At 71.9% G+C, this 25,922-nt stretch carries 22 protein-coding genes; 6 read left to right on the top strand and 16 right to left on the bottom strand.

All coding sequences use genetic code 11. The features are described from left to right. Positions 1-3 precede the first annotated feature (3 nt). Positions 4-1,095: an ABC transporter ATP-binding protein gene (locus PX701_RS03600; protein ID WP_275505497.1), complete on the top strand. Its 1,092-nt coding sequence runs from the start codon at positions 4-6 to the stop codon at positions 1,093-1,095. Further along, positions 1,092-1,787: an ABC transporter ATP-binding protein gene (locus tag PX701_RS03595; RefSeq protein WP_275505496.1), complete on the top strand. Its 696-nt coding sequence runs from the start codon at positions 1,092-1,094 to the stop codon at positions 1,785-1,787. Before PX701_RS03600 ends, PX701_RS03595 begins: the two co-directional genes overlap by 4 nt. A 31-nt stretch (positions 1,788-1,818) precedes the next feature. On the opposite strand, the gene ddaH is transcribed toward PX701_RS03595, so the two are convergent. The 7 genes from ddaH to PX701_RS03560 all read right to left on the bottom strand — a co-directional run bounded on the left by ddaH (position 1,819) and on the right by PX701_RS03560 (position 10,218). Further along, entirely contained in the window at positions 1,819-3,087 is a 1,269-nt protein-coding gene (gene ddaH / locus PX701_RS03590; RefSeq protein WP_275505495.1) for a dimethylargininase, read from the bottom strand. Positions 3,088-3,260: 173 nt separating this feature from the next. Beyond that, positions 3,261-4,352, bottom strand: coding sequence for a Glu/Leu/Phe/Val dehydrogenase family protein (locus PX701_RS03585; RefSeq protein WP_231430168.1), 1,092 nt, complete (start codon positions 4,350-4,352; stop codon positions 3,261-3,263). Between the two features lie 147 nt (positions 4,353-4,499). Next, the gene (purH, locus tag PX701_RS03580; protein ID WP_275505494.1) at positions 4,500-6,110 is read right to left on the bottom strand and encodes a bifunctional phosphoribosylaminoimidazolecarboxamide formyltransferase/IMP cyclohydrolase; all 1,611 of its coding nucleotides are present in this window, start codon (positions 6,108-6,110) and stop codon (positions 4,500-4,502) included. Next, positions 6,107-6,700 carry a phosphoribosylglycinamide formyltransferase gene (gene purN / locus PX701_RS03575; RefSeq protein ID WP_231430166.1) on the bottom strand — a complete coding sequence of 198 codons (594 nt, stop codon included), beginning with the start codon at positions 6,698-6,700 and terminating at the stop codon, positions 6,107-6,109. The genes purH and purN overlap by 4 nt, the downstream gene beginning before the upstream one ends. Before the next feature lie 9 nt (positions 6,701-6,709). Further along, on the bottom strand, positions 6,710-7,969 hold the full coding sequence (locus PX701_RS03570; RefSeq protein ID WP_275505493.1) for a cell division protein PerM: 1,260 nt from the start codon (positions 7,967-7,969) through the stop codon (positions 6,710-6,712). 144 nt (positions 7,970-8,113) lie between these two features. Next, positions 8,114-9,625, bottom strand: a complete 1,512-nt coding sequence (locus PX701_RS03565; protein ID WP_275505492.1) for a hypothetical protein — start codon at positions 9,623-9,625, stop codon at positions 8,114-8,116. A 50-nt stretch (positions 9,626-9,675) separates the two neighbouring features. Next, entirely contained in the window at positions 9,676-10,218 is a 543-nt protein-coding gene (locus PX701_RS03560) for a hypothetical protein (RefSeq protein WP_231430163.1), read from the bottom strand. Positions 10,219-10,583: 365 nt separating this feature from the next. Between PX701_RS03560 and PX701_RS03555 the strand changes: the two genes are divergently transcribed. Then, positions 10,584-12,530: an MSCRAMM family protein gene (locus tag PX701_RS03555; RefSeq protein WP_275505491.1), complete on the top strand. Its 1,947-nt coding sequence runs from the start codon at positions 10,584-10,586 to the stop codon at positions 12,528-12,530. Between the two features lie 137 nt (positions 12,531-12,667). Here the strand turns inward: PX701_RS03555 and sucD are convergent, their stop codons facing one another. Continuing rightward, on the bottom strand, positions 12,668-13,576 hold the full coding sequence (gene sucD, locus PX701_RS03550; protein ID WP_231430161.1) for a succinate--CoA ligase subunit alpha: 909 nt from the start codon (positions 13,574-13,576) through the stop codon (positions 12,668-12,670). 15 nt (positions 13,577-13,591) lie between these two features. Beyond that, on the bottom strand, positions 13,592-14,755 hold the full coding sequence (sucC, locus tag PX701_RS03545) for an ADP-forming succinate--CoA ligase subunit beta (protein ID WP_231430160.1): 1,164 nt from the start codon (positions 14,753-14,755) through the stop codon (positions 13,592-13,594). Positions 14,756-14,974: 219 nt separating this feature from the next. Here sucC and PX701_RS03540 point away from each other — a divergent pair, with 219 nt between their 5' ends. Together PX701_RS03540 and PX701_RS03535 are read left to right on the top strand one after the other, a co-directional pair. Continuing rightward, a complete protein-coding gene (locus PX701_RS03540; protein WP_275505490.1) occupies positions 14,975-15,838 on the top strand; it encodes a DUF72 domain-containing protein in 864 nt (287 codons plus the stop codon). A 52-nt stretch (positions 15,839-15,890) separates the two neighbouring features. Beyond that, a complete protein-coding gene (locus PX701_RS03535) occupies positions 15,891-16,613 on the top strand; it encodes a VIT1/CCC1 transporter family protein (RefSeq protein WP_231430158.1) in 723 nt (240 codons plus the stop codon). A gap of 87 nt (positions 16,614-16,700) precedes the next feature. Here the strand turns inward: PX701_RS03535 and PX701_RS03530 are convergent, their stop codons facing one another. The 7 genes from PX701_RS03530 to PX701_RS03500 all read right to left on the bottom strand — a co-directional run bounded on the left by PX701_RS03530 (position 16,701) and on the right by PX701_RS03500 (position 24,955). Next, a complete protein-coding gene (locus PX701_RS03530) occupies positions 16,701-17,504 on the bottom strand; it encodes an FAD:protein FMN transferase (RefSeq protein WP_275505489.1) in 804 nt (267 codons plus the stop codon). A gap of 5 nt (positions 17,505-17,509) precedes the next feature. Next, positions 17,510-18,064: an FMN-binding protein gene (locus PX701_RS03525; protein WP_275505488.1), complete on the bottom strand. Its 555-nt coding sequence runs from the start codon at positions 18,062-18,064 to the stop codon at positions 17,510-17,512. Next, positions 18,061-19,476: a ferredoxin reductase family protein gene (locus PX701_RS03520; protein ID WP_275505487.1), complete on the bottom strand. Its 1,416-nt coding sequence runs from the start codon at positions 19,474-19,476 to the stop codon at positions 18,061-18,063. Before PX701_RS03520 ends, PX701_RS03525 begins: the two co-directional genes overlap by 4 nt. 82 nt (positions 19,477-19,558) lie before the next feature. Continuing rightward, on the bottom strand, positions 19,559-20,602 hold the full coding sequence (locus PX701_RS03515; protein WP_275505587.1) for an FUSC family protein: 1,044 nt from the start codon (positions 20,600-20,602) through the stop codon (positions 19,559-19,561). A 59-nt stretch (positions 20,603-20,661) separates the two neighbouring features. Continuing rightward, the gene (locus tag PX701_RS03510; RefSeq protein ID WP_275505486.1) at positions 20,662-21,231 is read right to left on the bottom strand and encodes an NUDIX domain-containing protein; all 570 of its coding nucleotides are present in this window, start codon (positions 21,229-21,231) and stop codon (positions 20,662-20,664) included. A gap of 11 nt (positions 21,232-21,242) precedes the next feature. After that, positions 21,243-23,747 (bottom strand): ATP-dependent helicase, encoded by a 2,505-nt coding sequence (locus PX701_RS03505; protein WP_275505485.1) that lies wholly within the window; start codon positions 23,745-23,747, stop codon positions 21,243-21,245. 152 nt (positions 23,748-23,899) lie between these two features. Then, a complete protein-coding gene (locus PX701_RS03500; protein WP_275505484.1) occupies positions 23,900-24,955 on the bottom strand; it encodes a glycerophosphodiester phosphodiesterase family protein in 1,056 nt (351 codons plus the stop codon). A 157-nt stretch (positions 24,956-25,112) separates the two neighbouring features. Between PX701_RS03500 and PX701_RS03495 the strand changes: the two genes are divergently transcribed. Then, positions 25,113-25,916, top strand: coding sequence for a Bax inhibitor-1/YccA family protein (locus tag PX701_RS03495; protein WP_231430150.1), 804 nt, complete (start codon positions 25,113-25,115; stop codon positions 25,914-25,916). The last annotated feature ends 6 nt before the right edge of the window (positions 25,917-25,922 follow it).

Raw genomic sequence — 25,922 nt, 5'->3', positions numbered from 1 at the left:
ACCATGGCCGAGACATCCGGCGTCGAGAGCGGGGTCGCCGATCGCGCCCCGGCCGGCGCGACGACCCCGCGCGCCGCGTCACCGGGCGAGCCGCACATCCTGTGCGCCGACCTCGTGCGCATCTTCACCGCGGACGGCGTCGAGGTGCAGGCCCTGCAGGGGCTCAACCTGCGGGTCGACGCCGGCGAGATGGTCGCCGTCGTCGGCGCCTCGGGATCAGGCAAGTCGACCCTGCTGACGATCCTCTCCGGCCTCGACACCGCCACGGCCGGTGTCGCCCGGGTCGCGGGGCACGACCTGCTCACGATGGGCTCGCGCGAGCGCGTCGCGTACCGCCGCCGCACCGTCGGCTTCGTCTGGCAGCAGACCTCGCGCAACCTCCTCCCCTACCTCACCGCGGCCGAGAACGTCGCGCTCGCGATGAACGTCGCCCGCACGCGCCGAGGTGCCGCGCGGGCGCGCCGCGTCGACGAGCTGCTCGAGCTGCTCGAGGTCGGCGCCGAGCGCGACCGGCGGCCCGGCGAGCTCTCCGGCGGACAGCAGCAGCGCGTCGCGATCGCCGTGGCCCTCGCGAACGACCCGCTCGTGCTCCTGGCCGATGAACCGACCGGCGAACTCGACGAGGGCATGTCGTCGGCCGTGCTCGAGGCCATGCGCGGGGTCAACGACGAGCTCGGCGTCACGACGCTCATCGTCACCCACGACCCCGCCGTGTCAGGCCACGTCCGCCGCACCGTGCAGATCCGCGACGGCCGCACCTCGACCGAGGTGCTGCGTTCGACCCGCGTCGACGAGCACGGCGAGGAGCAGCACGTGGCCGAGGAGTTCGCGGTGCTCGACCGCGTCGGCCGCCTGCAGCTGCCGCACGACTTCATGCAGAGCCTCGAACTGCGCGACCGCGTCAGGCTCGCCCTCGAGAGCGATCACGTGGGCGTCTGGCCGGGGCACGGGCGACCGGCGGATGCCGCGGCGACGAGCCCGAACGATGCGGATCCACCCGCGACGGGGGGCGAGGAGACGACGGCTCCGCCACGCCACGGGCGGCACACCGCCGACGACGGCGCGAGCGCCGAGACATCCGAGGAGGAACGATGACCACCCTGCGCGCCGAATCGGTCAGCCGCATCTTCGAAGGCCGGGGCGGTGGCGTGCACGCCGTCGACGGCGTCTCGCTCGAGGTCGCGCCGGGCGAACTCGTGGTCGTCACGGGCCGCTCGGGCGCCGGCAAGACGACGCTGCTCAACCTGCTCGGCGGGCTCGACCGGCCGACCTCGGGCCGCGTGCTGCTCGGCGACGACGACCTGTCGACGCTCGGCGAAGACGGGCTCGCCGCGGTGCGCCGCGATCGCGTCGGCTACGTATTCCAGTCGTTCGGGCTCATCCCCGTGCTGTCGGCGGCCGAGAACGTCGAGGTGCCGTTGCGCCTGCAGCGCACCGATCCCGCCGAGCGCGCCCGCCGCGTCGCCGAAGCCCTCGACCTCGTCGGGCTCGGAGCGCACGCCGCGCAGCGCCCGTACGAGCTCTCGGGCGGGCAGCAGCAGCGCGTCGGCATCGCCCGCGCGCTCGCCGCGCGCCCGCAGGTGCTCCTCGCCGACGAGCCGACGGGCCAGCTCGACAGCGGCACGGCGGCTACCGTGATGGACCTGATCGGCGAGCTCGTGCACGCACGGGGCGTCGCCGCCGTCGTCACCACCCACGACGCGGCGCTCGTGCGCCGGGCCGATCGAGTGATCGAACTGCACGACGGGCGGACGCGCGAGCCCGAGACGGCGACCGCAGCCGGATGACCCCGCGCCCGACGCCGCAGCGGTGGCGGAGTCAGCGCACCCGCACCGACAGGCAGGTGACGCATCCCTCGAGCTTCTCGAACTCCGAGATGTCGACCGTGACCACCCGGTAACCGAGGCCGGCGAGCATCGCCGCGGTGCGCGGGGCCGAAGCGGACATGAGCAGCGACGTCTCCGACAGCTCGACCACGGCGACGCCCTGCGGCTCGGGCACGGGCAGGAACCGGTCGAACACCGTGGCGGCGTCGAGCAGGGCGGGGTCGCCGATGACCGTGCCGTCGGGCAGTGCGGTCGCGGCGCTCTTCAGATGGAGGGCCTTCGTCATCGGCACGCCGACGACGCGATATCCGTGCGGGGCGAGCAGTTCGCGCAGCTGCCGGACGCCCTCTCCGTTCGTGCGGGCCGACGCCCCGACGTACACCACGTCGCCGACCTTCAGCACGTCGCCGCCGTCGAGGGTGCCCGGCTCCTCGATGCGGCGGACGGTCACCCCCGCGATCGAGCGCACCGCCCGTTCGACGCCGTCGACCTCGCCCCGTCGCGACTCGGCGCCGGGCCGGGTGAGCACCGCGAGGTCGCCGAACATGACGACGGCGTCCTCGACGAAGACGGAGTCGGCCATCTCGGGCGCGGCGTCGACCTCGACCGTCTCCCACCCCTCGGCGACGAGCGCGGCGCAGTAGTTGTCCCACTGCTCGTCGGCGCGCGCCTGGTCGACGGGACGGCGTTCGAGGTGGGTGAGCTCGGCCTCGTCGAGGTTCGAGGCGGGAATGCGCACGAGCGCGAGGCGCCGGGGCGCCCGCTCGCGGCGGTGGTCGATGATGCCCCGCATGATGCGCGGCGCGAGGAACACCTCGCCGAGCACGACCGCGATCACGAAGATCAGGTTGAGGCTCACGAGCGAGCCGATCACGAAGAGCACCGCGGGACCGTACAGCGGTCGCGCCGCGACCACGATCATGACGCTCGTCGCGATGAGCGCGGCGAGGCAGGCCGACGTGAACCCGGTGATGAGCGCGAGGAACCAGGCGCGGGTGGCGCCGAGGCCGTTCGCGATCGAGAGCAGCGCCCACGCGAAGAACGCGGCGAGGGCGAAGTGCCCGAACACCTGCTGGAAGACGGCGGGCGACTGGCCGTTGCCGATGAAGAAGGCCAGCGCCGCGACGCTCATCGCGACGACGGCCACGACCGCCGCCGACACGAGCACCGCCGCCACCCGACGCCCCCGGCCCGCCGCGGGCGCGTACCTCGCCGACGGTCGTGCGGGCGCGGTCGAAGACGGTGAGGCGGGGGACGTCATGGAGACGAGCCTACTGGCCGGTCGGACGGCCCGGTGCCCGGCGGCGCGCTCGGCACGGCGCCGTCAGGTGCATCGGATGCCCCGGCGCGTCGGTCGATGCTCGGCCACCCCGAACGGCTCCGGCCGGAGGGCGCTCGTGCGCCCTCCGGCCGGATCGGTTCGGTCGGTGCGGCTCAGCGCCCGGCGTCGAGGCGTGCGCGGGCGAGGCGCTCGGCGGCGTCGAGCGTCGTCGTGCCGGTCGCGACGGCGTCCTGCAGCACGGCGGCGACCACGTCGCCGATGCCCGCGATGCGCGCGTCGAGCGCGGCCTGGTCGGCACCGGGCTGGCCGGCCACGTCGAGGTAGATCACGCCGCCGGCGTTGACGACGAAGTCGGGCGCCCAGACGATGCCGCGGGCACGCAGGAGCTCGGCCACGTCGCGCGAGGCGAGCTGGTTGTTCGCGGCGCCGACGACGGCCGCGACCCGCAGCTCGTCGACGACCTCGGGCGTGAGCACGCCGCCGAGCCCGCACGGCACGAAGACGTCGGCCTCGACCCGGTGGGCGTCGGCCGGCTCCACCCAGGTCGCGCCGAGCTCGTCGGCGAGCGCGCGCTTCGACTCCGCGACATCCGTCACGGTCAGCCGTGCGCCCGCGGCGGCGAGGCTGCGCGCGAGGCGACCGCCGACCTGGCCGAGACCCGAGATCACGAAGTGGCGACCGGCGGCGTCGGTCGAGCCGAACACGTGGCCGAGCGTCGCGAGGATCGAGGCGTGCACGCCCGCGGCGGTCGCGTCGGCGGGCTCGCCCACGCCGCCCTGCTCGGGCGGGAGTCCGCAGACGTGCTCGGTGCGCTCGTGCACGACGGCCATGAGCTCGGCGCTCGTGCCGACGTCTTCGGCGGTCATGTACGCGCCGCCGAGCGACTCGACCGCGTCGCCGAGGTCGAGCATCGCGTCACGCCGCTGCGCCTCGTCGAGCACGACGCCCGACGGGACGACGACGACCGACTTGCCGCCGCCGCGCATGAGGCCGGCGGCCGCGTTCTTCATGGTCATGGCCTGCGAGAGTCGCAGCGCGTCGGCGAGGCCGTCGGTCCAGTGCCCGTAGTTCCAGACGCGGGCTCCGCCGAGCGCCTGGCCGAGCCGGGTCGAATGCACGGCGACGATGACGGTGAGACCGGAGCGGGGACCGCGGGTGATGAGCACCCGCTCGTGGTCGGGAGCGTCGCTCGGCAGGGTGGCGCTGACCTCGGCGGCTCGCGCCGGGGCGTGGGTGATCGACATCGATCGTTCTCCTCGAATCATCCGCTTCGTGGGCGGAACCTGGCCCGCGCGTGGTCTGCGCAGGGTCGATTCAAGGGTACCTCCGGGCAGATGCCGCAGGGCGCATGGTCGCGGGCGACGACGACCGGCCGTCGCGCGCGGCCGCGCTCAATGGAAGAAGTGCCGCTCCCCCGTGAAGTACATCGTGACGCCCGCCGCCTTCGCCGCCGCGACGACCTCGTCGTCTCGCACCGAGCCGCCGGGCTGCACGACCGCCTTCACGCCGCCGTCGATGAGGATCTGCAGGCCGTCGGCGAACGGGAAGAACGCGTCGGATGCCGCGACCGAACCGGCCGCACGGTCGCCGGCCCGCTCGACGGCGAGCTTGCACGAGTCGACCCGGTTGACCTGCCCCATGCCGACGCCGACCGAGGCGCCGCCGGAGGCGAGCAGGATCGCGTTCGACTTCACCGCGCGGCACGCGCGCCACGCGAACTCGAGGTCGGCGAGGGTCGCCTCGTCGGCGGCCTCGCCCGCGGCGAGCGTCCACTCCGACGCAGGTGCGAAGTGACGGTCGGCCTGCTGCAGCAGCATGCCGCCCGAGACCTGCTTGAGCTCGACCGCCGTCGGCACGAATCCCTCGGGCAGGGTCAGCAGGCGGATGTTCTTCTTCTGCGTGAGCAGCTCGACCGCCTCGGCCTCGAAGGCGGGGGCGACGAGCACCTCGGTGAAGATGCCCGAGACGGTCTCGGCCATCTCGCGCGTGACGGTGCGGTTCGCCGCGATCACCCCGCCGAACGCCGACACGGGGTCGCACTCGTGGGCGCGGCGGTGCGCGTCGGCGATGGCGTCGACGGCGCCGGGCAGGGCGACCGCGATGCCGCACGGGTTGGCGTGCTTGATGATCGCGACCGCGGGCTCGTCGAAGTCGAACGCGGCCCGCACCGCGGCATCCGCGTCGACGTAGTTGTTGTAGCTCATCTCCTTGCCGTGCAGCTGCACGGCCTGGGCGATGCCGGGGCGGCCGCCCTGCGAGGCGTAGATCGCCGCCTTCTGGTGCGAGTTCTCGCCGTAGCGGAGGTCGGCGTCCTTCGTCCAGGTGCCGCCGACCCAGGCGGGGAACGGCGACTCCTCCGCCGGCTGGTCGGGTGCGACGACGCTGCCGATCCAGCTCGCGACCGCGACGTCGTACGAGGCCGTGTGCCGGAACGCCTCACGGGCGAGCTCGCGGCGCTGCGCGAGCGTCGTGCCGCCCGCGGCGACCGCGGCGGCGAGCTCGTCGTAGCGGTCGGGCGAGACGACGACGGCGACGTTCGCGTGGTTCTTCGCCGAGGCGCGCACCATCGCGGGCCCGCCGATGTCGATCTGCTCGACGACGGCGTCGGGCTCGGCGCCCGAGGCGACGGTCTCGACGAACGGGTAGAGGTTCACGACGACGAGCTCGAACGGCGCGATGCCGAGGCCGGCGAGCTCCCGCTCGTGGTGCTCGAGGCGCAGATCGGCCAGGAGACCCGAGTGCACGGCCGGGTGCAGGGTGCGCACACGCCCGTCGAGGTGCTCGGGGTAGCCCGTGACCTCGGCGATCTGCGTGACCGGAAGTCCGGCGTCGGCGATCGCCTTCGAGGTGCCGCCGGTCGAGACGATCTCGACGCCCGCACCGACGAGCGCGGTCGCGAGCTCGACGAGCCCGCGCTTGTCGCTCACGGCGATGAGCGCCCGGCGCACGGGCACGAGGTCGCGTTCGCGGTAGAGGCTGGGGTCGATGGCGTGGCCGCTCATGATCGTGCGAGGTCCTTCAGGTCGAGGTGCGAATTGGCGATGTCGAGCACGGCCTGGATGAGCAGGCGGCGCTCGACGGGCTTGATGCGGTCGTGGAGGCTCGACTCGGTGTCGCCCGGCAGCACCGGGATGCGCTCCTGCGCGATGATCGGGCCGCCGTCGACGGAGTTGTCGACGACGATGAGGCTCGCCCCGGTCTGCGAGACGCCCGCGGCGAGTGCGTCGCGCACGCCGTGCGCGCCCGGAAACTCGGGCAGGTACGCGGGATGGGTGTTGATGAGCTGCGGCGAGAACGCGTCGACGACCGCGGGCGGCACGAGTCGCATGAGGCCCGAGAGCACGACGAGATCGGGCTCCCAGCGCCGCACCTCTTCGATGAGCGCGTCGCCCCAGGCGTCGCGGTCGGGGTAGGCCGTGAAGGGCACCGTGAAGGTCGGTACGCCGAAGTCCTCGCCGAGCACGAGACCGGATGCCTCGCGGTCGGCGCCGATCGCGACGACGCGCGCCGGGAACTCGGCGTCTTCGGCGGCTTCGAGCAGGGCCTTGAGGTTCGACCCTCCACCTGAGATCAGGACGACGAGCTTGAGCACTCCTCGAGCCTACCGGCCGAGATCGGGGCGTGACGTCCCGGCGGCGGCGAGGCCCGTGCGCTGCTGCACGCGAGCGGCGACGCCGCCCACGATCGCCCCGGTGCCGACGGTCGCCGCGGTGACGAGCGCGACGGCCCACGCATCGGGGCCGACGACCGCGAGCCGACCGGGCCCGATCGCGCCGCCCGACCACCAGGCGAGCAGCCCGAGCACGATCGCGGCGACGAAAGCGGCGCCGGCTCCGACGGCCACGGGGCGCCACCACGGGTCGTGCTCGTCGACGGGCGACCCGGCGCGCAGCACGAACCACGCTCCGACGAACCCGAGCACGACGGGCACGAGAAGCCACAGCACGCCCGACGCGGGCGCATCGCCCGGCAGCGCGCCGAGCAGCGGGATGCCGGGAATCTGCCCGAGCACCGTGCCCCCGGGGGCGACCGTCGTGCCCGTCCCGATCGCGAAGCCGGGCCCCAGCAGCCACGACGCGACCCAGATCACGAAGTTCGGCAGGAATGCCAACTCGGCGACGAGGAGCAGGAGTCCGCCGTCGACGCCGGCGCCGAGCGCCTGGGCGAGCCCTGCGATCGTCGCGTAGTCGACCGCGATGAGCACCGCCACCACGACCCCGGCGACGGCGAGCACGCCGAACGCGGCACCCGCGCCGATGCGGGTCGCCTGACGCACCGAGGCGACGAGGGCGGGCGAGAGGTCGCCGAGGCGGGCGCGCACCCAGCCGCCGGCGAGGTCGCCGGCACCGGCCTCGCGCAGCGTCTCGAGGCCGGCCCCGAGCACCACGCCGATCGCCATCACGAACGCCGGCAGCAGGAGCGCCTGCCAGAACGGCACCGCTGCCGAACCCGTGCTCGCGGAGAGGCCGAGCACGCCGCCGACGGCCGCGTAGACGACGACCGCGGCGACCGAGCCCGTGATCGAGTGCCCGCCTGCGGCGGAGCGGCGACCGATTCGGCGGCCCGCGACGACGGTCAGCAGAGCGAACCCGAGCAGCGCGATCGTGATGGGGAACGGGTCGCCTGCACCCGGCAGCGCGATGCGCGCGGCCGTGAGTTCATCGAGCTGCACGACCACGTCGACGCCGTGACCGAGCAGCCAGCCGTCGGCGGCGGCGCGGAAGAAGGACGAGACGTCGACCGCCAGCCCGAAATGCACGGCCCACACGACGAGCAGCGGCACGAGCGCGACGCCGAGCCCGATGAGCGCGGCAACGGCGGCTTCGAGGGCGGCGAGCAGGGCGATCGTCGTGCGTCTCATGACGCCGTCGAGCCTACAGGCGTGCGGATGGTTCGACCGACCGCGCCGCGGCGAGGTCGATCACCCGCGCGGGGACGTCGATCACCCGCGCAGGGACGTCGATCACCCGCGCAGGGACGTCGATCACCCGCGCAGGGACGTCGATCACCCGCGCAGGGAGGTGTCGAGCGGTTCCGTCTCCTGCCGGTCGACGTCGAGCACCGCGGTGTCGGCATCGCCGTCGACGTCGCCCGACGGTTCGCCGCCGCCGGTGCTGCTGCCGGTGCTCGCCGTCGCCGCCAGGGCGTCCGCCTCGATCTCGTCGGCCGGCCGCCGCAGGAGCTCGACGAGCAGCACGGCGATGAGCGCGACGACGATCGTGCCCCAGACCGACCCGGTCGTGACCGGACGGTTGAACATGAGCACGGCGGCCGCGATGAGCGCGATCGCACCGTAGGCGAAGCCGCGCCCGCGGTCGAGCGCGATGCCGAAGGCACCCGTCGTGATGCCGTGCGCGGCCGCCGTGCGCCGGAGTGCGGAGAAGCCCGAACCCGCGAGCGAGCGAGCGGCGCGCGCCGGCCGCCATGGGCCGGCGAACCACGCGATGATCATGACGAGGATGCCGAGGACCAGGGCAGCCGCAGCCGTCGACGACATCGCCTCGGTCACGTAGCCGTAGATCGCGGTCGCGGCGCCGGCCGGGATCAGGCTCGGACTCACGAGCCCGAGGAAGACGATCTGGCCGACCGCGAAGCCCGCGGCGAGCAGTCCCATGGCGAGTGCGAACCCACCTGCCGTCCAGAAGAGGGCGGCCGAGCGCCGCTTGGCGACGAAGACACCGGCGACGATGAAGCCGAACGCGACCCAGGGCAGCCACGTGCCGACGGCTACGGCGAGCGAGTAGACCGTGCGCACGAAGACGAAGGCGTCGGCCTGTGCGATCGCGATGCTCTTGTCGATGACCGGGATCTGCTCGGCGAAGCCGACCCCGTTCTCGACGAGCCGGTCCTTCACGGCCTCGATGATCGGCCCCAGCTGCACCGACAGGGTGCCGTCGCCGCCGATCTCGAGCGCGGCGTTCGGATCGCCCTGCATGGCGGCCACGAACTGCTTGTGGGAGACGCGCAGTGCGTTCGCCCAGATGTCGGCGAACGCGTCGCTCGTCACGACCCGGTCGACGACGCCGGAGACGAGCGACTGGAGGCCCTGCGTGGCCGGCCCTTCGAGCAGGCCGAGCGCCTGCTGGGCCTTCGGGGGCAGGTCGAGCGAGCGGATGCCGTCGAACACGTCGGAGGTGAGCTGCGGGATGTCGACCTGCTGTTCGATGGCCGCCGTCACCTCGTCGGCGACGAAGCTCTGCACGGCAGGGTCGTCGGCCAGCGGAGCGAAGGTCGCGACGAACTGGTCGGTGTCGACGAGCTCGGCCCTTGCCCAGCCGGTCACCACCGCGACCGGCGCGAGCAACAGGCCGATGACGACGAGCACGATCGCCCCGGCCGTACGGCCGCGGCCGCGCTTCGCACGCGGAACGGCGGCCGGCTCGAGCGCCGCGCCCGCCCCCTCCGTCTCGGCTGCGGCCGCCGCCTCGGCGGCCTCGGCCGCGTCGCGAAGCCGTGCGTTCTCGCCCTCGAGTTCTGCGATCCGAGCCTGCAGCTCGGCGTTCGTCATCTTCGGCATCGTGCCCCCTTTGGCACGACGATATCGGTTCGCGGGCCGCGAACACACCGTCAGTGGACGACGGCCTTCAAGAAGATCATGACGAGCCCGAACGCCGCGGTGCCGAACGCGCCGAGCAGCTGCAGGTGCAGGGGCGCGCCCCGACGACGGTAGGCGACGAATCCGAGCACTGCGAGCACGACGACGCCCGCCCACAGGGCGATCCAGATGGTCAGGGCGTCGGGCACGACCTCCAGCGCCCCGAGCAGCAGGATGGCCGAGGGGATGAGCGCCGAGAACAGCAGGCCGAGCGAGCGTCGGAACGCCTCGGAGAACGCCTGCCTGAGGCCCATCACCCCCTCGACTGCGAGGCCGTGGCGGGCCACGGTGCCGGCGTAGACGTGCGCGGCCCAGAAGACGATCACCGTGACGATCACCGTCCAGAACACCTGCCACGAGCTCGACCCGTGCGAGCCCGCGACGACGATCATGCCCGAGACCAGCAGCACTCCGTAGACGGACTCCTCGGTCACGAACGCGGTGCGCACGAGGCTCTCCCGTGGTTGTCCCGCCTGCGACGCCCCGGCCGAGGCATCCCGGTTCTCCATGCTCATTCCGCCACTCTCTCACAGGGTGCGCGGTACCCCCTGTTCTGGGTTCATGAGTAATGCTCGATTACTCTGTCATATCGCCACGGGCCGGTGTACCGTCTCAAATGAGCCCTGAGACTCCCCCTCGGGTCCGATGATTCCCGCCGTCGATTACCCGCGACGACGGGCCCGACGACTCTCACCCGCACGCCCTGCCACGCCCGCGCACAGCCGCCTCGCAACCCATCGCCCCGCGGAGGACCGTCCGGTCCGCCCGGACCGGACGACGCTGCGCGAACCCGGAGGCGACGATGCCACTGCGCAACCAACCCGAGATCTGTCCCACCCCACCCGTGCGCCGGCGACGTCGGCGCTCCCCGCTGATCGCCGTGGCCGCCGTCGGCGGGCTCGTGCTCGCCGGCCTCGCGATTTCGCCGGCCTATGCGAGCCACGTCCCGTTCGGCACGAGCTCCTTCGAGATCGACACCAACGCGAACCTGGTCGTCGACCACGCCGGCAACCTCGACTGGGCGACCGTCACCGAGGAGCGGACGTCCGACATCACCAACCCGAAGAACGACAACTCGTTCGGTCAGGGCACGAAGGAGGACACCGAGGTTCCCTCGGTCGTCACCGGCGGAATCCCGCCGAACAAGAGCGACCTCAAGAACTTCGGGTTCTACCTCGAGACGACTGCGGGCGGACACCAGTACCTGCACCTGTTCTGGCATCGCGTCCAGGATCCGACCGGCACGACGAACATGGACTTCGAGTTCAACCAGTCGAGCATCGACTCGGGCAACGGCGTCACGCCTCAACGGACGCCCGGCGACGTGCTGATCCAGTACGACCTGTCGAACGGCGGCACCAACCCCCAGCTCTCGGTGTCGAGATGGCTCACCGCTTTCGAGGCGCCACCGCTCAACGCCTGCGAGGCGGGGAGCCTGCCGTGCTGGTCCACGAAGGTCAACTTCACCGCCCAGGGGCTCGCGACCGGGTCGATCAACACGACCGCGATCACGAGCGGCAACGCCGACGGACTCGGCTCGATCTCGGCACGCACCTTCGGGGAGGCGTCGCTCGACTTCACGGCGCTCGCCAGCACCCTCGACGAATGCGCGACGTTCGGCAGCGCCTACCTGAAGAGCCGGTCCTCCGACTCGTTCACGGCAGCGCTGAAGGACTTCATCGCCCCGATCGATACCAACTTCCCGACGTGTGGCGGCGTGAAGATCACGAAGCAGACCGATCCCGACGGCGCGACCGCCGACTTCGGCTACGAGGGTGACTTCTCGAGCGAACCGGCATCGAGCAGCTTCACGCTGAGCGACGACGAATCGATCGAGTTCACGAAGGTGCCGATCGGCGTGACCGGCCACGTGACCGAGTCCGACCTTCCCGACGGGTGGGATTTCGACCACATCGACTGTAGCCTCAGCACTGACGGGGCGAATGTCACGACGAGTGGAACCGAGATCACCTTCAACCTCGACAGCGCGGAGGACACGGTCGACTGCACGTACTACAACAAGGCGCGCGGATCGATCACGGTCGCGAAGATCACCGACAGCGGCGATGGGGCGTTCGACTTCACGTCGAGCACGCTCGCGCCGTCGCCATTCACGCTGACGACGACCGGACCCGGTGACGCGGGCAAGGATTCGAGGCTGTTCGACGACCTCGTTCCCGGTACCTACGACGTCGCCGAGACCGTTCCCGCCAACTGGCACCTCGTCAGCTCGACGTGTGACGATGACGACGGAGCGAACCCGGCGACGATCGTGGTCGACCCCGGTGAGGACATCACGTGCACGTTCCACAACGAGCGGAACACGGGCGCGATCCTGATCGAGAAGACGCACAAGCACGCTGCTTCGGGCCTGGGTGAACAGCACCCTGAAGCCGGCGTCACGTTCACCGTCACCGGTGGTGGAATCGTCACCCCGATCGAGGCCACGACGGGACCGGACGGCACCGCCTGCGTGCCGGACCTGCTCGTGAGCGCCTTCGCCGGCACGTACACCGTCACTGAGACGGAGCCGGCCGGCGAGCGCGTCGACGGGGACATCTCGCAACTCGCCGCGGTGGCGACGAGCGCGAACGACTGCTCCGATGTCGGTGCGGCCGCGACCGTCTCCTTCGAGAACATCCCGCTGACCGACCTCACCGTCTCGGTGGACTCGTTGGTCGATGGCGGAACGTTCTCGAGCGTCGACTGCGAACCCAGCGCCGATGACCCCGACCTGCCCCTCACGAGCGGTGACGGCGACGGCAGTGTGACGCTGCACGACCTCGACCCGGGCACCTACGTGTGCACGGTCGTCATCGATCCGTGATCGGAGGCCATGTAACCGAAATGAGGTAACCGACCCGGCGGGTGCGTCCCCCCGATTCGCCCCGCCGAACGCAGAACCCCGCAGACCATCGGTCTGCGGGGTTCTGTCGATCCGGCCGGGATGCCTCGGCGTCGGCCCTACGCGCCCAGCGCGGCGTAGACCTCGCGGAGGAGCTGCGCCGTCTCGCTCGGGGTCTTGCCGACCTTGACGCCGGCGGCCTCGAGGGCCTCCTTCTTCGCCTGCGCGGTGCCCGCCGAGCCCGAGACGATCGCGCCGGCGTGGCCCATCGTCTTGCCCTCGGGCGCGGTGAAGCCCGCGACGTAGCCGACGACCGGCTTCGTGACGTTCGCCTTGATGAAGTCGGCCGCGCGCTCTTCGGCGTCGCCGCCGATCTCGCCGATCATGACGATCGCCTTGGTCTCGGGGTCGGCCTCGAACGCGGCGAGCGCGTCGATGTGCGTCGTGCCGATGATGGGGTCGCCACCGATGCCGATCGCGGTCGAGAAGCCGAGGTCGCGCAGCTCGTACATCATCTGGTACGTGAGCGTGCCCGACTTCGACACGAGGCCGATCGGGCCCTTGCCGGTGATGTTCGCCGGGGTGATGCCGACGAGCGACTCACCGGGGCTGATGATGCCGGGGCAGTTCGGCCCGATGATGCGGGTCGTGCCGCCCTTCTCCTTGGCGTAGGCCCAGAACTCGGCCGAGTCCTGCACGGGCACGCCCTCGGTGATGATGACGAGCAGGGGGATCTCGGCGTCGATCGCCTCGACGACGGCGTCCTTCGTGAAGGCCGGAGGCACGAACGCGATCGAGACGTCGGCGCCGGTGGAGGCCATGGCCTCGGCCACGGTGGCGAAGACGGGGAGCTCGACGGCGTTGCCGGAGGCATCCGTGTGCAGCACCGTGGTGCCGGCCTTGCGGGCGTTCACGCCGCCGACCACCTGGGTGCCGGCCGCGAGCATGCGCGCGGTGTGCTTCGAGCCCTCGCCGCCGGTGATGCCCTGGACGATGACCTTGGAGTCCTTGTTGAGGAAGATCGTCATTTCTCTGTGAGTCCCTTACGCGTTCGCCAGCTCGGCGGCCTTGTCGGCGCCCTGGTCCATGTTCTCGGCGAGCGTCACCAGCGGGTGCGCGGCCTCTTCGAGGATGCGGCGGCCCTCGACGACGTTGTTGCCGTCGAGGCGCACGACGAGCGGCTTGTTCGCGGCCGAGCCGAGCTCGGCGAGCGCGCCGACGATGCCCTTGGCGACCTGGTCGCACGCGGTGATGCCGCCGAAGACGTTGACGAACACGCTCTTGACCTGCGGGTCGCCGAGGATGATGCCGAGGCCGTTGGCCATGACCTCGGCCGAGGCGCCGCCGCCGATGTCGAGGAAGTTCGCGGGCTTGACGTTGCCGTGGTTCTCACCGGCGTAGGCGACGACGTCGAGCGTCGACATGACGAGGCCCGCGCCGTTGCCGATGATGCCGACCTCGCCGTCGAGCTTGACGTAGTTGAGGTCGAGGGCCTTCGCGGCGGCCTCGAGCGGGTCGGCCGCGGCCTTGTCCTCGAGGAGGGCGTGGTTCGCGTGACGGAACTCGGCGTTCTCGTCGAGCGAGACCTTGCCGTCGAGGGCGATGACGTTGCCGTCTTCGTCGAGGATGAGCGGGTTGACCTCGACGAGCGTCGCATCCTCGCCCGTGTAGACCTCGTAGAGCTTCACGAAGACGTCGGCGACCTTGTCGACGAGCTCGGCCGGGAAGTTCGCGGCGACCGCGATCTCCTTCGCCTTCTCGAGCGTCACGCCCGCGATCGGGTCGACCTCGATGCGCGCGAGCGCCTCGGGCTTCTCGACGGCGAGCTGCTCGATCTCCATGCCGCCCTCGACGCTCGTGAGCGAGAGGTAGGAGCGATTGGCGCGGTCGAGCAGCACCGAGAAGTAGAACTCCTGCGCGATGCGGGCGCCGCCGGCGACCATGACGCGCTTGACGACGTGGCCCTTGATGTCGAGGCCGAGGATGGCCTTGGCCGCCTCGTACGCCTCGTCGGGGTTCTTCGCGACCTTGACGCCGCCGGCCTTGCCGCGGCCGCCCGTCTTCACCTGGGCCTTGACCACGACGACGCCGCCGAGCTTCTCGGCCGCCGCACGCACCTCGTCGGGGGTGTCGGCGACGATGCCCGGGAGCACCGGGACCCCGTACTGCTCGAACAGGTCTCTGGCCTGGTACTCGTAAAGATCCACGCTCTACTTCCAATCGGTCCGCACGCGCGATCGCGCACAGGGGCTGGTGGGTTTCGGCCCGGAGGGCGACGAAAAACATCTCGACGTCAAGACAAGTGGGCCGACTACCATGCTACTCCCCGCCTCGGCGGGCCGAGAATCGGGCGGGATGCCTCGGTGTCTCGGTGTCCGGACGGCAACCCCCTTGGCGGCGCGGGCGCGCTTCGCGAGACTGGCGGGGTGGCGCGCGGCGGCGGTGGAACGCGGCATCCGGAGGTGCGGATCGGCATCTCGGGATGGGTGTACCCGCGCTGGCGCCGGGAGTTCTACCCGGCCGGACTCCGGCAGGCCGACGAGCTCGCGTACGCCGCCGACCGCATGTCGGCGATCGAGCTCAACGGCTCGTTCTACGCGCTGCAGCGGCCGCCGAGCTGGGCGCGCTGGCGCGACACCGTTCCCGACGGTTTCGTGTTCGCCGTCAAGGGGCCGCGGTTCATCACGCACATCAAGCGACTGCACGAGTCGGACGCACCGCTCGCGAACTTCTTCGCCTCGGGTGTGCTCGACCTCGGCGCGAAGCTCGGTCCGATCCTCTGGCAACTGCCGCCGACCCTTCCCTACGACCGCGGACTGCTCGAGCGGTTCCTCGGCTCGCTGCCTGCGACGCGGTCGGCGGCGTCGCGCCTCGCCGCCCGGCACGACGACCGGATGCGCGGCCGGGCCTCCTACCGCGCCGGCGAGGAGGCGCCGCTCCGGCACGCGGTCGAGGTGCGCCATCCGTCGTTCGAAGCGGCCGGCGACGAATGGGCCGACCTGCTCGCCGCGCACCGCGTGGCGAGCGTCGTCGCGGACACGGCCGGCCGGTACCCGCGGATCGATCGCGTCACTGCCGACTTCGCGTACGCCCGGCTGCACGGCGAGGAGGAGCTCTACGCCTCCGGCTACGACGACGAGGCGCTCGACCGCTGGGCCGACTGGGCGCGCACGCAGCTCGACGCCGGCCGCGACGCGTACCTCTTCTTCGACAACGACGTGAAGGTCCGCGCCCCCTTCGACGCGATGGCGCTCATCGCACGGCTTCCCCGACCCGGCGCACCGGGGTGAGGCGAGCCTCGCCACGCTGGCGGCGCCGGGCGACCGCTGCAAGACTGCCGACATGACGGATGCCTCGATCGAACCCGCGCACGGCGACGACCCGCACGACCCGAAGGTGCACGAGAAGCTCAACTGGCTGCGCGCGGGTGTGCTCGGCGCGAACGACGGCATCATCTCGGTCGCCGCGCTCGTCGTCGGCGTCGCAGCCGCAACGACCGACCTCGGCGCGATCCTCGTCGCAGGCATCGCGTCGGTCGTCGCGGGAGCCATCTCGATGGGCCTCGGCGAGTACGTCTCGGTGTCGACCCAGCGCGACACCGAGCACGCGCTCATCGCGAAGGAGACCCGCGAGCTCGCCGAGATGCCCGAGCAGGAGCTCGCCGAACTCGTCGGCATCTATCGCGCCAAGGGCCTTTCGGAGGAGACCGCCGACCGGGTGGCCCGCGAGCTCACCGCGCACGATGCGCTCGCGGCCCATCTCGAGGCGGAGCTGCACATCTCGGCCGACGACGTCGTGAACCCGTGGCACGCCGCCGGGGCGTCGGCCCTGTCGTTCCTCGTGGGCGCGGTGCTGCCGATGCTCGCGATCCTGCTGCCGCCGCCCGAGTGGCGCATCGCGACGACGTTCGTCGCGGTCGTGGTGGCGCTCGCGATCACCGGCTGGCTCTCGGCCTGGATCGGCGGTGCCCCGCGCGGCAAGGCGGTGCTGCGGGTCGTCATCGGCGGGGCGCTCGCGCTCGTGGTGACGTGGGTCATCGGCGGGCTGCTCGGCGGCGTGGTCTGACGCCCGGCTCGCCCAGTGAAGCCCGACGAACCGTTCTCACGGGAGCTGCGGCCGGCGCTGCCCTGATACCCGGGCCTTCCGGCCCGTTCAGTCGGCCCGCGCCTCGCCGGCCCGCGGCCATCCTGGCGTCGCACGCAGTTCGCGCCCGTGCCCCACGACGAGCACGTCGACGTCGAATCGCTCGGCGAGCTCGTCGAGGGCGGCGTACCCGCCCGCGACGATCGCGGTGGCGAGCACGTCGGCGGTCACGAGGTCGGCTGCGGCGACGCTCACCTGCACGAACGGGGTGTGCTCGAGCGCCGCGGTCGTCCAGATGTGATCGCCGCGCTCGGCGCTGCCCGAGGTCGCGAGCGCGCGGCGGCGCGCCCCGTCGAGGTCGAATCCGGCGAGCAGGCGGCTGCGGTCTTGCGGGTCGGCGACGCCGACCCGCACCGTCGACCCCTCGGCGATGAGGATGTCGCCACCCGCGTCGAGCGCCCAGCCCGTGCGGCCCGCGGCGTCGAGGGCGTCGCCCGCGTCTTCGACGGCGAGCGCCTTCACGATGCCGTCGAGGTCGATGACGCCGTCGGCCCGGTGCGGCGTGAAGCACCCGTCGGTGCGGGCGCGCCACGCGAGCGCCCGGGCGTACACCGCACGGAGTTCTGCGCTCGCCTCGGGCAGCGCGAGCTCGCCGCGCGCGACCCGGCCCAGCTCGGAGCCCGCCTCGTAGCGGCTGAACCGGCGCTCCCAGCGGGCGAAGACGTCGGCGACCAGGCCGAGCGCCCCCTGGTCGTCGAGCGGCGGTGACGCAGACGCATCGCGGTCGCCGACGGCTGAGGTGCCCGGCCGCACGCTGACGACCGTGCCCATCGCGGCGAACGCCCCCGGCGGCAGCTTCATCGTGGGCGGCACGGTCGTCATCCTGGGAAACCCGCCGCGTCGAGCGCCGACTGCAACGACTGCAGGTAGGCGGCACTCGTGTAGGTCGCACCGCTCACGAGCGAGACCGATGCCGATTGCGCCTGCAGCACCTCGGAGCGCAGCACCGGCTCGGCGCGATTGCTGATCTGCACGCTGCGGCCGTCGTGGTCGGTGAGCTGCAGCGCCGTCACGTCGGAGATCGCCCCGCCCGCGATCGTGACCTGCACCTGCACGTCGCCGAAGCGGGTCGAGACGGTCGGGCCCTCAAAGGTGCCGTCGACGGTGGTCGCGACTGCGCCGGTGCCGCCCGCATCCGTGCCGCCGGTCCCGGAGGTCGTGCCCTTCGGCGTCAGGGCGTTGAAGTCGACGGAACCCGATCCCGAGCCCGAGCTTCCACCGGTTCCGTCGTCGGCCGAGCCCGCGGACGCGTTCGTCACCGTCGGCGTGCCGGTCGCGGTCAGACCGTCGGTCGCCACCTCGCCGAGCTGCCAGCCACCGAGGATCGCGGCGGCCGACGCCGCCGAGGCCAGGAGGACCGCGCGTCGTCTCACCAGTCGAACCTCTCGTGATGGATCTGCTCGGGTGCGAGGCCCACCGCACGTGCCTCGGCGATCAGCTGCTCGGCCCAGCCGCGCGGGCCGCAGACGTAGAGGTCACTGTCGGCGACTGCCGGAACGAGCGCGGCGAGGCCGAGCCCCTCGCGCTCGGCAGCATCCGGCAGCCAGCCGCGGCCGCGCGGCCCGGGAACGGTGAGGAGCGTGGCGCCGCGCGACCGGCAGAGGTCGGCGACCTCGTCGAGCAGCCAGCCGTCGCCGGGTGCGGTGGTACGAAGCACGACCGTCGCCTCCCCCGGCCGGAACGTCGCCTGCTCGAGGAGCGAACGGATGGGCGTGACCCCGATGCCCGCCCCGACGAGGGCGATGCGGTCACGGGTGCGCGCGGCCTCGCTGAAGATGCCGTACGGCCCCTCGAGGGCGACCCGGGTGCCGGGCGCGATGCGGGCGAGCGACGACGAGCCGTCCCCGAGCGCCCTGACGGTGATCCTCAGCCGGTCGCTGTGCGGCACGGCCGAGAGCGAGTACGGGTGCGCCTGCCACCACTGGCCCCCGACGAGGAAGCGCCAGATGAAGAACTGCCCGCCCGAGGCCGCGAGCGTCTCGAGCCGACGCCCCCGCATCGTGATCGAGAACACCCCGTCGATCGGGCGGCCGACGGGCACGACCGACTCGACGACGAGCCGGTGCCGCATCGACGTCGCGATCGGCACCACGACCCGGAACACGACGATCGCGGCGAAGCTGCCCACGGCGAAGACGAGCCAGTACCAGCGCTGCCAACCGCCCTCGACGAAGAGTCCACCGACGCTGAACTGGTGCGGCAGCGCAGCCAGCACGGCGGCGTACGACAGCAGGTGCACGAGCTGCCAGACCTCGTAGCGCAGGCGCCGGCGCACTGTGACGAGCGAAGTGACGACGACCACGACGAACAGCGCGAAACCGAGCATCGCGAGCGGGAGGTCGGGCAGGTTCCAGATCGTCACGACCTCCGCGACGACGTCGATGCCGTCGGCGGCGGTGTATCCCGCGACGAGCAGCATGCCGTGGGCGACCAGCAGGTACAGCACGGGCTTGCCGAGCCGGCCGTGCAGCGCCATCGCGGCGTCGTGCCCGACCGCGCGCTCGATGAGCGGTACCCGCGCCGCGAGCAGCAGCATCACGAGCACGAGGTCGGTCGCGACGAGCCCGGCGATGATGCCGAGCGAGGTGAGCGCCGCACCCGGATCAGCGAAGCGGGTCGCCCCGCCGTCGGCGAGGAACAGTGCGATCGCGACGGCGACCGACGCCACCGCGAGCGCCTGCAGCACGTCGACGCGCCACAGTCGCCTCGTGCCCCGCGCGGCGCGGTCCACGAGTCGGCGCGAGGGCCGCTCGAGGTGCCGGGCGTCATGCACGAGGAATGCCATGGCCATATCGTGCGCCGCCGAGCTATCGCGGGGCGGTGAGTTCGCTATGCGCGGGCTGGGAGGTCGAGCACGCGGATCCCGGTCATCCGCTCGGCGGACCGTGCGGGCCGACGCTCGGCGTCGCGGTCGTCGGCGGCGGCATCGGCACCGCCTCGACGAACCGGCGGGCCGCGAGCACCGCGATGACGCCGACGGCGGCGCCGAGCAGCGTCTCGACGACGCGATCGCCGATGAGGGTCGCGACCGGCACGGGCGAAGCGAGGTGGGCGACCGTCAGCGCCATCGGGGTGACGAACACGAGCGCGGTGCCGTAGTGGCGGGTGACGAGCACCTCCGCCCCGAACTGGCACACCGCCACGACGGCGACCAGCACCCAGACCGACGGCTCCGGCCACAGCACGAGCGCCGTCGCCGCGACGCCCGCGATCGTGCCGAGCACGCGGTGCACCGCGCGGGAGATCGTGTGCGCGGCCCGGGCGGGCGGGATGACCGCGATCGCGCTCACCACGGCCCAGTACGGGTGGCCGAGTCCGAGCGCGGCGGCGATGCCGCCCGCGGCGAGCGCGGCGAGCGCGTTCTGCGCGACGTTGAGCCACAGCCTGGGGTCGGCGTATCCGCGCAGGCGGGTCGGCGTGCGACGTGGCAGAGGTTTGAAGGCGCGGCGGGCACGATCGCCGGCGAGCCGGCGCAGCAGCCAGCCCGACATCGCGAGCAGCCACGCGAAACCGGCCGCGGCCCATGCCACGCCCCATCGCTGCCAGCCCGTTCCGTCGTCGACGGGCTGGGCCGCGCACACGAGCAGGCCGAACACCGCGAAGAGCGGCGTCGAGGGCGTCACACCGAGCAGGTTGAAGCCGACGATCACCGTGCCGACGACGAGCACGAGGGCTCCGGCCTGTGCGGCGGGCTGCGCACCCGAGGCCGCGAGCAGGATGCCGAGCCCGGTCGCGATGAGCTGCGCGGCTGCCGCCGCGGTCACCGTGCGCAACCGGATGCCGTACGGTTCGCTTCGGCCGAAGATGGCGACCATGCCGCCGAACGCCGCGTACGACGCCCAGTCGATGCGGCCGACCGCGACGAGGATGGCGAGCGGCACCGCCGCGGCGACGGCTGCGCGCAATGCCACTTCGAGGTCGAGCGCGCGTGCCGAACGCCACCACCTTGAGAGGGTCGCGAGCACTCGACTCACGCCAGGCGGCCGAGCTCGAGCGCCGCGAAGCCCAGCGCGGCGTTGGTCTCGCCGTCGGTGATCTCGCCCTCGCGCACCATGCGCATGACCTCGGGCCACGGCACCGCCCGCACGCCGGTGATGCCCTCCTCGAGCCGCGTCGCGTGCGAGGCCTGGGAGACGCTGCCGTCGTCGGAAGCGCGGGGGCGGCGCAGCCCCGTGGCGAGGAACACGTGCTCGACGGCGCGGGCGATGCCGTTGAGCGCGGTCATGCGACCGATCTCACGCCACTCGACTGCCTCGTACCCGGTCTCCTCCGCGAGTTCTCGTCGCGCAGCGACGAGCGGGTCTTCGCCGTCGGTGCCGCCGGCCGGCACCTCGACGCTCGTGCCGACGGTGTGGCGGTCGACCGTGACGAGCAGCACCTCGTCGGCGTCGGTGACGGCGACGACGAACGCCGCCGGGTGCGCCAGCTCGACGACGCCGTAGATGCCGGCCTCGCCGTCGGGCCGGACGACCTCCTCTTCGACCACCCGGATCCACCGGTTCTCGTAGACGGTGCGCGACGAACGGGTCGGCCAGGACATGCGGGCGGGCCTCAGAGCTTCTCGATCGGCGCGATCTTGATGAGCAGCTTCTTCTGACCCGCGCGGTCGAACGAGACGTGCGCGATCTTCTTCGTGCCCTCGCCCGTGACCTGGGTCACCTTGCCCTCGCCGAAGTCGGCGTGGCGGATGCGGTCGCCCGCCTCGAGGGTCAGGTCGCCGTTGTCGCGAACCGTGCCGGTGACCTTGTTCGCCCACTCGGCCTTCGGCTTGGCCGAGCGTGTGACGCTGAACCGCTCGAGATCGCGATCACGAGTGCCCCAGGCGCCGCCGTCGCGACGTGCGTTGAGTGCGCGCGGCTGGGTTCCGCCCCGGCTCGTGGCCATGCCCGGCGACTGCCGCCAGTCGATGAGCCCCTCGGGGATCTCCTGCAGGTAGCGGCTCGGCATCGCCACGGCGACCTCGCCGAACTGCGCCCGGCTCATCGCGAGCGAGAGGTAGAGGCGCTTGCGCGCCCGCGTGATGCCGACGTAGAACAGGCGTCGCTCCTCGGCAGGACCGCCCGGCTCGGAGGCCGACATCTGGTGCGGCAGCAGTCCCTCTTCGATGCCGGTGAGGAACACCGCGTGGTACTCGAGCCCCTTCGCGGTGTGCAGCGTCATGAGCGAGACCGTGCCCGAGGCGTCGTCGAGCTCGTCGGCCGCGGCGACGAGCGACACCTGCGTGAGGAAGTCGACGAGCGTCGCCCCCGGGTTCTCGCGGTCGAAGTCACGGGTCTGCGCCACGAGCTCTTCGACGTTCTCGGCGCGCGTCTCGTCTTGCGGGTCGCGGCTGTTGCGGAGGGCCTCGAGCAGGCCGGACCGCTCCATGAGGAAGACGAGCACGTCGGAGACCTTGGTGCCGGAGACGCCCGTCGCGGCCCCGGCCGAGGCGCCCGCGGTCGGGTCGCCCTCGGCGTCGGTCGACCCGCCGGGCGCGGCGAGCATGGCCGCCGCCTCGTCGAGCACGTCGGCGAGCGCGAGGATCGCGCCCGTCACCTTCGGCCCGAGCCCGAGGCCGCCGGCCGCGCGCATCGCCTCGCGGAAGCTCACCTCGTTCTGCTCGGCGAAGGTCGCGATCGCGGTCTCGGTGGCCGGGCCGATGCCCCGCTTCGGCGTGTTGAGGATCCGCCGCAGCGCGAGCTCGTCGAGCGGGTTGGCGACCGAGATGAGGTAGGCCATCGCGTCTTTGATCTCGGCGCGCTCGTAGAACTTGGTGCCGCCGACGACCCGGTACGGCAGCGCCGACCGCACGAAGATCTCCTCCAGCGCACGCGTCTGCGCGTTGGTGCGGTAGAACACGGCGATGTCGCGGTAGGCGATGCCGTCACGGTGCAGCGCCTCGATCTCGTCGGCGACGAACTGCGCCTCGTCGTGCGCGGTGTAGCCCGTGTACCCGACGATCTGGTCGCCGTCTCCGTCGGCCGTCCAGAGTTTCTTGTCTTTGCGGTCGAAGTTGTTCGAGATGACCGCGTTCGCCGCCGACAGGATGTTCTGCGTCGACCGGTAGTTCTGCTCGAGCAGCACGACCCGAGCGCCCGGGAAGTCGCGCTCGAACTCGACGATGTTGCGGATGTCGGCGCCGCGGAACGCGTAGATCGACTGGTCGGAGTCGCCGACGACGGTCAGGCTCGCGCCCGGGATCGACCCCGAGGCATCCACGAGGCCCCGCACCAGGATGCCGTGCTCGTCGAGCTCGCGCACGACGGCCGGCTCGATCGGCCGCGTCAGCTCGCGGATCAGTGCGTACTGCGCGTGGTTCGTGTCTTGGTACTCGTCGACGAGGATGTGCCGGAACCGGCGCTGGTACAGCGCGGCCACCTTCGGGAAGGCACGGAAGAGATACACGGTCTCGGCGATCAGGTCGTCGAAATCGAGGGCGGATGCCTCGCGCAGGCGCCGCGTGTACTGACGGAAGATCTCGAGGAACATGACCTCTTGCGGGTCGTTCATGTTCGCGTTCCGCGCGTGCGTCTCGACGTCGGCGAGCTCGTTCTTGAGCTTCGAGATCTTCGCCTGCGCGCTCGCGGGCGTGAAGCCCATCGTGTCGGCGTCGAGCTGCTTGATGATGCGCTTGAGGATCGTGCGCTGGTCGGCCGAGTCGTAGATCGTGAACGTCGACGAGAGGCCGAGCGACTGGGCCTCGCGGCGCAGGATGCGCACGCACGCCGAGTGGAACGTCGAGATCCACATGCCCGATGCGCTGTCGCCGAGCAGCGCCTGCACGCGCTCGCGCATCTCGGCTGCGGCCTTGTTCGTGAAGGTGATCGCGAGGATCTGGCTCGGCCACGCCTCGCGCGTCTCGATGAGGTGCGCGAGGCGGTGGGTGAGCACGCGGGTCTTGCCCGACCCCGCTCCGGCGACGATGAGCAGGGCCGGTCCGCGGTACTCGACGGCCTCTTTCTGCTGCGGGTTGAGCCCGTCGGTGAGGCGGGAACCGGGGCCGGATGCGTCGGCGGAACGTGCGGGCGGCGCCTCGCGCCAGCCGGCCGGGTCGTCGGGGTCGAGGATCAGCGTCATGTCGCCTTCAAGTCTAGGCGCGGCCCCCGACATGAGGTTCGCCGTCGGGAAGCGGCGCCCGTCTCGAAACCACGCCGCCCGTCGGTCGTGCAGGCGCGAAGCGCCGTATCGAGACCATGCCGCGGACGTGGTCTCGGTACGCTCCTTCGTCGCTACTCGACCGGCCTCACGAAGTCCGCGCGCGCCTCGACGCCCAGATCTGGGTGGTCGACGAAGATGCCGTCGACCCCGGTCGCGAGCACGTCGGCGAACTCGGTCGCCCAGTCGCCGTAACCGGCTCGAGTGGAACCCTTCCGGTTCGCCGGTACGAGGAATCGGTTCTCGGGTCGCAGCGTCCACGTGTAGACCTCGAGCCCCGCCGCATGGGCCGCGACGACGAGCGCCGCCCCACGCAGGGGCGGCGCCGAGGCATCCTTCGCGCGCTTCGGCGGCGCGCCCACCAGGCGGCCCTTGCCGACGCTCACGCCGTCGAACCGGCCGGCGAGCCCGCGCAGGCCGTCGGCGGTGAGGAACGCGTCGTAGCGTGGGGCATGCCGGCCCTGTGCGAGCACGAGGTCCCATGGGCTGCCGGTGTTCTCGATGAGCGCGACCCGCTTGCCCCGGATGCCTCGGGCCGCGAGCCGCTCGAGCAGGGTCGGCTCGAACGCCTCCATGATGAGCCGTTCGTCGCCCCTCCCCCAGCCCGCGGCCTCGAGCTCGGCCGCGAAGAGCTCGTCGAGCGGCAACCCGAGCGCGGCGAAGTGGGCGGCGTGCTTGAACTCGGCGACCATGCGGATGAGACGGCGCTGCTCGTCGGCGGCGGTGTCGATCAGGCCGAACAGGTCGCGCAGCCTGATGACCGGGTACCGCCCGTCGAAGCTCGCGCTCGCGGGACGCAGCGAGCCGAGCCGTTCGCGGGCGCGCAGCGTGGCGAGCTCGGCCCACGTGAAGTCCTCCGTGAACCAGCCGGTGAGCGGGGCGCCGTCGACCTCGCGCGTCGTGCGCCGGCCCGCGAACTCGGGCCTCGACGCGACATCCGTGGTGCCCGAGATCTCGTTCTCGTGGCGCAGCACGAGCACGCCGTCGCGGGTCGACACGATGTCGGGCTCGACCGCGTCGGCGCCGAGCGCGAATGCGAGCTCGTAGGCCGAACGGGTGTGCTCCGGCCGGTAGCCCGGCGCACCGCGGTGCCCGATGACGAGGGGGCGCCCGGCCAGGTCGTGCTGCATCTGCCCAGCGTAGCCAGCGGCCGTGCGCGCGGCCCGGAATTCCGCGGGAACTCTCGGCGTTGTCTCGAACAACTCGGGTAGGTTTGTTAACCGGCGCGGATGCCGCATCCGGTCGCCGATCCCCCGCATCCGACGACAGCCGAAAGCAGAGGAACCCATGGCTCTCGACAACCCCGCATTCTCGCGGAACTCCGCCTTCTCGCAGCAGGGAGCCGTGGCCGCATCGCAGGACATCTCGGCCCAGCAGCTGCAGGAGATGTACAACCAGCCCGCGACGCCGCCCGCCGGCGAGACGATGACGGTCGAGTCGACGCTCGCGAAGTCGGTCGCCGGCTTCGGCCTGCTGCTCGTCGGTGCAGCGATCGGCTGGCTCACCGTCGAGAGTGTGCCGTTCCTCTGGATCGGCGCCGGCATCGTCGGCTTCGTGCTCGCGATGGTCAACGTCTTCAAGCGCGAGCCGTCGGCCGCGCTGATCCTCGCGTACGCGGGCGTTCAGGGCGTCTTCGTCGGCGGCATCTCGGCCTGGTACGAGATGATGTACGGCGGCGGCATCGTGGCTCAGGCCGTCATCGCAACGCTCGTCGTGTTCGGCGTGACGCTCGCGCTGTTCGCCTCCGGCAAGATCCGGGCGTCGAAGCGTGCGACGAAGGTGTTCCTCATCGCGATGGTGGGCTACCTCGTGTTCTCGCTCGTCACCTGGGGCCTCCAGCTCTTCGGCGTGGTGGGCGACGTGCGCTCCATGCCGAGCCCCATCTTCGGTATCGAGTGGGGCCTCATCATCGGCGTGCTCGTCGTGATCATGGCGGCCTACTCGCTCGTGCTCGACTTCGACTTCATCCAGCAGGGCGTGCGCAACCGCGCTCCGAAGAAGTACGAGTGGACCGGCGTCTTCGGCATCATGGTCACCGTCATCTGGCTCTACCTCGAGATCCTGCGCATGCTCGCGATCGCGCGCGACTAGGCTCCT

This window comes from Agromyces chromiiresistens (genome assembly GCF_029167465.1).
In the GTDB taxonomy this organism is placed as follows: domain Bacteria; phylum Actinomycetota; class Actinomycetes; order Actinomycetales; family Microbacteriaceae; genus Agromyces; species Agromyces chromiiresistens.
This window is presented reverse-complemented; position numbering and strand designations above follow the sequence as displayed.

Excerpts from the sequence above, each read along its gene's own strand:
- PX701_RS03600 (WP_275505497.1), top strand. The coding sequence starts at position 4 with ATGGCCGAGACATCCGGCGTCGAGAGCGGGGTCGCCGATCGCGCCCCG.
- PX701_RS03595 (WP_275505496.1), top strand. The coding sequence starts at position 1,092 with ATGACCACCCTGCGCGCCGAATCGGTCAGCCGCATCTTCGAAGGCCGG.
- ddaH (WP_275505495.1), bottom strand. The coding sequence starts at position 3,087 with ATGACGTCCCCCGCCTCACCGTCTTCGACCGCGCCCGCACGACCGTCG.
- PX701_RS03585 (WP_231430168.1), bottom strand. The coding sequence starts at position 4,352 with ATGTCGATCACCCACGCCCCGGCGCGAGCCGCCGAGGTCAGCGCCACC.
- purH (WP_275505494.1), bottom strand. The coding sequence starts at position 6,110 with ATGAGCGGCCACGCCATCGACCCCAGCCTCTACCGCGAACGCGACCTC.
- PX701_RS03570 (WP_275505493.1), bottom strand. The coding sequence starts at position 7,969 with ATGAGACGCACGACGATCGCCCTGCTCGCCGCCCTCGAAGCCGCCGTT.
- PX701_RS03565 (WP_275505492.1), bottom strand. The coding sequence starts at position 9,625 with ATGCCGAAGATGACGAACGCCGAGCTGCAGGCTCGGATCGCAGAACTC.
- PX701_RS03560 (WP_231430163.1), bottom strand. The coding sequence starts at position 10,218 with ATGAGCATGGAGAACCGGGATGCCTCGGCCGGGGCGTCGCAGGCGGGA.
- sucD (WP_231430161.1), bottom strand. The coding sequence starts at position 13,576 with ATGACGATCTTCCTCAACAAGGACTCCAAGGTCATCGTCCAGGGCATC.
- PX701_RS03535 (WP_231430158.1), top strand. The coding sequence starts at position 15,891 with ATGACGGATGCCTCGATCGAACCCGCGCACGGCGACGACCCGCACGAC.
- PX701_RS03520 (WP_275505487.1), bottom strand. The coding sequence starts at position 19,476 with ATGGCATTCCTCGTGCATGACGCCCGGCACCTCGAGCGGCCCTCGCGC.
- PX701_RS03510 (WP_275505486.1), bottom strand. The coding sequence starts at position 21,231 with ATGTCCTGGCCGACCCGTTCGTCGCGCACCGTCTACGAGAACCGGTGG.
- PX701_RS03505 (WP_275505485.1), bottom strand. The coding sequence starts at position 23,747 with ATGACGCTGATCCTCGACCCCGACGACCCGGCCGGCTGGCGCGAGGCG.
- PX701_RS03500 (WP_275505484.1), bottom strand. The coding sequence starts at position 24,955 with ATGCAGCACGACCTGGCCGGGCGCCCCCTCGTCATCGGGCACCGCGGT.
- PX701_RS03495 (WP_231430150.1), top strand. The coding sequence starts at position 25,113 with ATGGCTCTCGACAACCCCGCATTCTCGCGGAACTCCGCCTTCTCGCAG.